This is a genomic window from Psychrobacter sp. JCM 18903 (assembly GCF_000586475.1).
Taxonomy (GTDB): domain Bacteria; phylum Pseudomonadota; class Gammaproteobacteria; order Pseudomonadales; family Moraxellaceae; genus Psychrobacter.
Genome location: NZ_BAWJ01000041.1, coordinates 1 through 6124 on the forward strand (window position 1 = coordinate 1; position 6124 = coordinate 6124).

At 44.0% G+C, this 6124-nt stretch carries 7 protein-coding genes; 4 read left to right on the plus strand and 3 right to left on the minus strand.

Features of this window, described 5'->3' with window-relative positions:
• Window positions 1-391 precede the first annotated feature (391 nt).
• A complete protein-coding gene (locus TT12_RS14730; protein ID WP_201604917.1) occupies window positions 392-838 on the minus strand; it encodes a hypothetical protein in 447 nt (148 codons plus the stop codon).
• Between the two features lie 274 nt (window positions 839-1112).
• On the minus strand, window positions 1113-1607 hold the full coding sequence (locus TT12_RS14735) for a hypothetical protein (protein ID WP_045456379.1): 495 nt from the start codon (window positions 1605-1607) through the stop codon (window positions 1113-1115).
• 495 nt (window positions 1608-2102) lie between these two features.
• Here TT12_RS14735 and TT12_RS14740 point away from each other — a divergent pair, with 495 nt between their 5' ends.
• The 4 genes from TT12_RS14740 (at window position 2103) to TT12_RS14760 (ending at window position 5077) form a co-directional block, all read left to right on the plus strand.
• On the plus strand, window positions 2103-2369 hold the full coding sequence (locus tag TT12_RS14740; RefSeq protein WP_045456382.1) for a hypothetical protein: 267 nt from the start codon (window positions 2103-2105) through the stop codon (window positions 2367-2369).
• Window positions 2370-2604: 235 nt separating this feature from the next.
• Window positions 2605-3258 (plus strand): hypothetical protein, encoded by a 654-nt coding sequence (locus TT12_RS14750; protein WP_045456390.1) that lies wholly within the window; start codon window positions 2605-2607, stop codon window positions 3256-3258.
• Window positions 3259-3335: 77 nt separating this feature from the next.
• Window positions 3336-4079, plus strand: a complete 744-nt coding sequence (locus TT12_RS14755; RefSeq protein WP_201604915.1) for an SDR family NAD(P)-dependent oxidoreductase — start codon at window positions 3336-3338, stop codon at window positions 4077-4079.
• 2 nt (window positions 4080-4081) lie between these two features.
• A complete protein-coding gene (locus TT12_RS14760) occupies window positions 4082-5077 on the plus strand; it encodes a Gfo/Idh/MocA family protein (protein WP_045456395.1) in 996 nt (331 codons plus the stop codon).
• Window positions 5078-5165: 88 nt separating this feature from the next.
• On the opposite strand, the gene csx16 is transcribed toward TT12_RS14760, so the two are convergent.
• Window positions 5166-5459, minus strand: a complete 294-nt coding sequence (gene csx16, locus TT12_RS14765) for a CRISPR-associated protein Csx16 (RefSeq protein WP_045456397.1) — start codon at window positions 5457-5459, stop codon at window positions 5166-5168.
• Window positions 5460-6124: the final 665 nt, after the last annotated feature.

Here is a 6124-nt window from a genome sequence, read left to right on the forward strand (position 1 = left end):
TGCGGCGCTTGTTGTCTGAACCGCTCCCTGATTCTTAAGGGATTAAGACTCAGCAGTACTTGTGATACGACATTGTCCATGTGTCTGAACCGCTCCCTGATTCTTAAGGGATTAAGACTTTATGTATAACGACTTACCTTCAACTCGATAAGTCTGAACCGCTCCCTGATTCTTAAGGTGAACGAGGAAGTAACGAAACACTGTTTCGTCCGAGTGCAAGAGAATTTACATTTTCGTAAATTCTATCAAGCCGGCTACAATGGTCTGAATAGAAAATCTCAGATTTTCTCTTGCGTCAGGGCAAAGCAATTGCTGATTACCATAGAATCAAACCAATAAAGCCACCTTTTTCAGGTGGCCTTATTGGTCTAATGGCTATTTGGTGTGCGAGTTACTCGATATATAATTGCAGCTGTTGTATTAATTCACAAAACATATGCAGCTGCTGCTCAGACTCTTTTTGCTGTGCCTCAATGCTTTCAAATTCATCTAATGTCTTTTTGGCATCATCTTGTACGATAGCAAACTGCTGATCTAATATTTGGTCTTGATCGTCAGTCGCTTGCCCCTGCCTATGCATCAGAGCAAGCCGAGCAGTAATACTTTGCGTCATACGCCCATTGAGCATAAACAGTAACTGCTCTTGCTCGTTATATTGTGATGCACATGCTTGTGCCGCCTGAGAGACAATACTATAAAGCTGCACATACTGGCTAAGTGAGTAGGCCGCTTGGCATTGATGCTGGTAGTCCTCAATCTCACGTTGACGTGCCTGACTTTGTTTTTTTAGCTGATTCAAAGCTTGCTGCGACTCTGTCAGTGAATCTCGCTCCAACATACTGGCTAAAGAGCATGCAATCGTCCCTGCGGCTGTGATCCCAAAACCTAGCCAAAAAATAAGCGCACTCCTTTATCAATAAATCATGGATACAAGCAGTCGTCGATTGAGTCACTTGTAATATAGTTAAGTTTAAATAATTCCAGTACAAGAAAACCGAGTGCAAGCCATAGATTAATACGGTTAGCGAGGATGAAGATGTAGCAGATTTATATGGATTTAACTATAGTTGCTATTGATGCACGGCACTTATGACAATAGATTGAGTATCAGGCTAGTAGACATCCTTTAAACTCTGTGACTCCTCTAGTATCATGCCGCTACTGTGTTTGAATGCCGTGAGCGCATGACTGCTAAGCCTACGATGATCAGCAATTAGCTCAGTTTGCTTAGCTTGTAAGGTGTCTATAACGGCTTTGATCATTTGCAATTTTTCGATGTCTAAATCCGGCTCACATATACGCTCGATCAGCTTGGCGAGCATTGTATTTGCGTCGTTGTACATTTGCATGACATCGATAGCGTTTGTACGATTGTGTGCCAACGTGACACCGAACTGCTCACTCAATTGGTGCAGCTTGGCCATTTGTCTTTGATGGTCGTTTTTTTCTTGTTGCATGGCATGGTTTGCTTGCTTATGCATCGTCTCACGCTGTAGCGCTGTCTGACGGGTGGCATGACGGTACTCCATGATATGACTACACAATTTTAAGCCTTCAGTCACAAACTCATTGATGTAAGGGGCGGCAACTATCAGGGATTTTGACATTGTGATTCTCCATATCGTATAAATATGCCGTCATTGACTGCTAAGCATGGTTTAGGATTTAGGTTCGGTGAAACCATGCTTTAGATGATAGCCAATCGATTTGGGTTTTTATGAATTCGACAAGCTTGTGATTGGTGAGTTGGGTCATGTCATTGCCGTAAAATGGTTCTGATGGCGATGGGCAATCGTGCTGATCGTATTGGGAGTGAGTAGATATGGCAGCTATTTTTGGTTTATTGGTGATGTTTTTAATTAGTGGCTCAGTGATATTGCTGTTTGTCGCTATAATTGGTGGTGTTATTAAAGCGGTGATGTACCTGCTTAGTCATCGCTGAGTACAAAGCCTGCTATCGCTGTTGCAAATATTGAGTGGTTTTTTACTGTACTTAAGTTGCCTATCTCTTGTAATATGCTCTTAATGTTTTGGGTAGAATATTGTTCTACCTTTTTTTATCATCATCTTTTTAAACCCTTCAACTTGAGCACAATATCACTATGACGACCTATCAAGCGCTGGATGCGATTGCACATGCCACTAGATTGCACCAAGCAGGTCTAGACCTTGAATTACAGATGTATATTCGTCAGCTATCAGGTGAGGGGATAGATGAGATTAAGCCATGGCTCAGTCAGTTGTCACTGAGAGCGGCCGAGTTTGATCAAGATAGCTTGCCAGCCAGCGTTTATCATCGCTGCGAGGGCTGGCGTGCTTACTTTCAAGGGCGTTATATCGATGCTCATGATTGCTTTCAGGCGAGCTAAGTCAGAGAGACTGGCAGAAATATGCTTATGATGTGGCACTCGGCATGGCAAAGGTCTATACCCGAAGCGGTCATTGGCAATCCGCTCAGAAATGGGCACTATACTATCTGTCGCTGGCACGCTCATTGCGTGATGATTTTGGGCTGACCAAGGGATATGCGCGCTTGCCGAAATTTACCTGAGGGGCCGTCAGCCACAAGCCTCTTTAGCTTGCTTTCAGATTGCCAATCAGCTCATGCCACTGGGTCAAGGACAGCTGGACAAACAATACAATTTTATCGCCTCCGCACTCATGCGTAACCAAGAGTGGCTACGTGCTGAAACGCTGCTGCGTAATAGTATAAAGATGTCTACTGACAAGATGGCTCGTCATCCTGATGATTTTTCTGCCAAAATCAGCTATCTGCATGGCTGGTCACGGCTCAGTTATCTATGTCTTGCTAAGCAACAAGCATTGTCATTACCTGATAGCATCACCGCTATGATAGATGAGTTGGCATGTGGTCAGCTAGCGTTTGCTTTACACGTGCCAACAGGATTTATACTGGTTGCTCGCGCTATAGAGTCGTTGCGTCATCACCAAACGGCTGCTGCGAGTAGTGATTTGTCATTAGCGCTATCAGCGTTCAGTCATGCCGCAGCGATGGAATACCAATGGGTGCTACGCCTGCGTGAGGCACTGCCGGGTCATTTAGAGTCAGGGTTTACAGTATACGAACTGTGCCAACAGTTATTAGAAATACAACCAGTAGCAACGCCTGATATGGCTATTGTCGTTGATCAAACATGGGCCGAGGTGGTGCTAAGTGATACGGGCTATCAGCAGCTGACAACTGCTCAGGATTCTATAACAAGTCTCACAGAAATGTGGCGTTTGTTTTTTATTTAATATCGAGTGTTTTGATTCGACACTTAGCAGTATGTAACCCCATTTACGTAAAAACCATATAAGAGATGAGTGCCAGCATGCAAATACTTACCCCTAGTACCAAAAAACAGACGATTATAGTAACTGGTGCAGCAGGAGGCATGGGACGGGAGTGTTGTCGTTACTTCTGCGAGTTGGGCTGGCATGTACTGGCGATTGATCACAATAAGCAGCGACTTGAGAGCTTATCTGTTTTTACAGATATCGAAACCTTATGTATTGAATTGGACAGTGTTAGATTGGTTGCGGCTGTCGATAAGTTGCTTGACGATATGCCGCCACTGTGGGGATTGGTCAACCTAGCAGGTATTTCGCGGGGCGATAGTATCGAAAACTTAAGCGAAGAAGATTGGCAAATGTCTTTTGATGTCAATGTGACACCAGCGTTTCGTTTGATAAAGGGTCTCTACGAGCGTATGCACAGAGATTCGCAAGGCGGTAGTATCATCAATGTGTCGTCTCCTGTTGCTTATATTGGTGCTAGGAAACCGAGTTATTCTGCAAGCAAGGCAGCAATACATGGCCTGACAACCAGCTGCGCTAGAAATCTTGGTAAGTATAATATTCGGGTCAACCTGTTGCTGCCAGGAACCACCATCACCGAGATGACGTCTGATTGGAGCGAGGAGCGTCAGCAAGCCATTGCTGCAGAAACTTTGCTACAGCGACTTTGCACGCCGCAAGAGATTGCAGAGAGTATTGGGTTTTTATTGAGTGAGCACAGCCGTTATATGACCGGTAGTATATTGGATATGACATGTGGTGGCATGTGGGGACATTGATCATGACAGAAATAATGAAGCAACCAGAGTCTGAAGAACAAAAGCTACGTTGTGTGTTATTCGGGCTGGGCAATCAAGCCCAAGAACATTTAGTGGCATCACTCAACCACCCTGATATCGAGATAGTCGCTGGCATCGACTCAAATATTGCGCAGTGGCATACCATTCGATCAGAATATCCTAGTATCGACCTACAGCTGTTTACCTCGCTCGATGAGCTACTGTCATCTGGTATGGCCTACGATGCCTTTATCATGGCATTACCGCATGATGCCTATCAGGTTATCTGGTCAGATATACTGAGCTGTCAAAAACCTATCTTAAAAGAAAAACCATTAGGGCGTAACTATCAAGAAGCACGTACATTTATGCAGCAGGCAGCTGATGCCAAGTGCGGACTAATGACGGCCATACAGCGCCGTACGCATCCAAGTTATGTCTACCTTGCACAGTATCTCAGCGAGCACAAACTCATACCCGATGAAGTACATACCCATCTGCATTTGGGCAAAAGACAAGTCAATACATCGCAGTATTTTGATTTAGGCTGGCGTGGTGATCGTGTGATATCAGGTGGTGGCGCGCTACTTGATGCAGGCTATCACATGATAGATATCTTGATGTATCTGATAGGCGACTTTGATATTGTCGCTGCGACGATGTGGCATGATGATAAGGTAGATGACGGTGTGCAAAACGAAGACAGAAGCTGGCTAATGGCGCGTTCTCAAAGCACATGGATAGGCGTGGATATCTGGGTAAAAGGATTGCCTAACAATAAAGGTGGCTATCAAAAATCAGAACGCGTGCTACTAAAATGTGGCGATCGACAAATCCATGCCAATAGAGAAGGGGTGTGGGTAGATGGTGAGCCAGTCTATCAATCCTCACGTGATTGGCATGAGTCTATGACACAGCAATTGACCGATTTTGCGACTCGCACTCGTAGTAACCACTGGGACGACAATGTCATTTGGACCAATTGCCGATTATGCTAAAGATAGAACAAGCGTATGCATTGTCTAGCCAATACTGATGAACCATAGTGACTGGCGACAGTGGCGACAGTGGCGATAAGGGTTACTCTTAACAGCGCTGTACGCGATAGGGTTCGAGCTTGGCATAGAGCTGGGACAACTGCTCAGCGGACAACTCGATGCCGCGCAGGTGCTCAGGAATATACAAGCTCAGATGCAGGTAGTGAACACCGCGCTCGGTTAAGTCTGCGACCAAATTAATGGGCAATGACCCTACGACAGTATCACCTGCCAATAGTTTATTATCACTATCCAAGTGGGTCAGGTGCAAATCATACTGATGGCCCATATGATTCATCCACTCAACTGCGCCCTGATGACGACTTACCAAATAAACGGTCATATTACCCCTTAATAAAAACAATCAATATACTGCTGACTGGCGGCTATTATAGAGACTATAGTTGGACTGCCATATTATGACAAGCTTGTTAGTGTGTGCCAAATAATCATTGCCTCAGCCGCTGGCATGCCTTACTATATAACAGTGAGCATTATAACAGTGAGCATTATAACAGTGAGCATTATAACAGTGAGCATTATAACAGTGAGCATTAATGCTCACACCCTAGGCAGTTAGGGACGGTTTTTCAGACATTATCTGATGAAGGTAACGGCAGCTATTTAACGTTTTGGACGTATAATTGGTTATTATTTATACAAATCTTGGTTAAAAATTGGTTAAAAAAACACCAACTTTTTATACCGACTTTTGTTGGTTAAATACCTACTTGTAAGTATTTGATTTTATTGATAATAAAAATAATTGTATAGTCTGAACCGCTCCCTGATTTCTAAGGGATTAAGACTTTCTAGACATATCGTGTTCCTCGTAAAACTATAGTCTGAACCGCTCCCTGATTTCTAAGGGATTAAGACTTTACATTTTTGGTTATGTTTAGCGACCTCTTGGTCTGAACCGCTCCCTGATTTCTAAGGGATTAAGACTTGTTACAGGTTCTTTATCTACAGGATTAATATGTCTGAACCGCTCCCTGATTTCTAAGG

Coding starts and splice junctions, on each gene's coding strand:
- TT12_RS14730 (WP_201604917.1), bottom strand. CDS start 838: ATGTTGGAGCGAGATTCACTGACAGAGTCGCAGCAAGCTTTGAATCAG.
- TT12_RS14735 (WP_045456379.1), bottom strand. CDS start 1,607: ATGTCAAAATCCCTGATAGTTGCCGCCCCTTACATCAATGAGTTTGTG.
- csx16 (WP_045456397.1), bottom strand. CDS start 5,459: ATGACCGTTTATTTGGTAAGTCGTCATCAGGGCGCAGTTGAGTGGATG.
- TT12_RS14760 (WP_045456395.1), top strand. CDS start 4,082: ATGACAGAAATAATGAAGCAACCAGAGTCTGAAGAACAAAAGCTACGT.
- TT12_RS14740 (WP_045456382.1), top strand. CDS start 2,103: ATGACGACCTATCAAGCGCTGGATGCGATTGCACATGCCACTAGATTG.
- TT12_RS14755 (WP_201604915.1), top strand. CDS start 3,336: ATGCAAATACTTACCCCTAGTACCAAAAAACAGACGATTATAGTAACT.
- TT12_RS14750 (WP_045456390.1), top strand. CDS start 2,605: ATGCCACTGGGTCAAGGACAGCTGGACAAACAATACAATTTTATCGCC.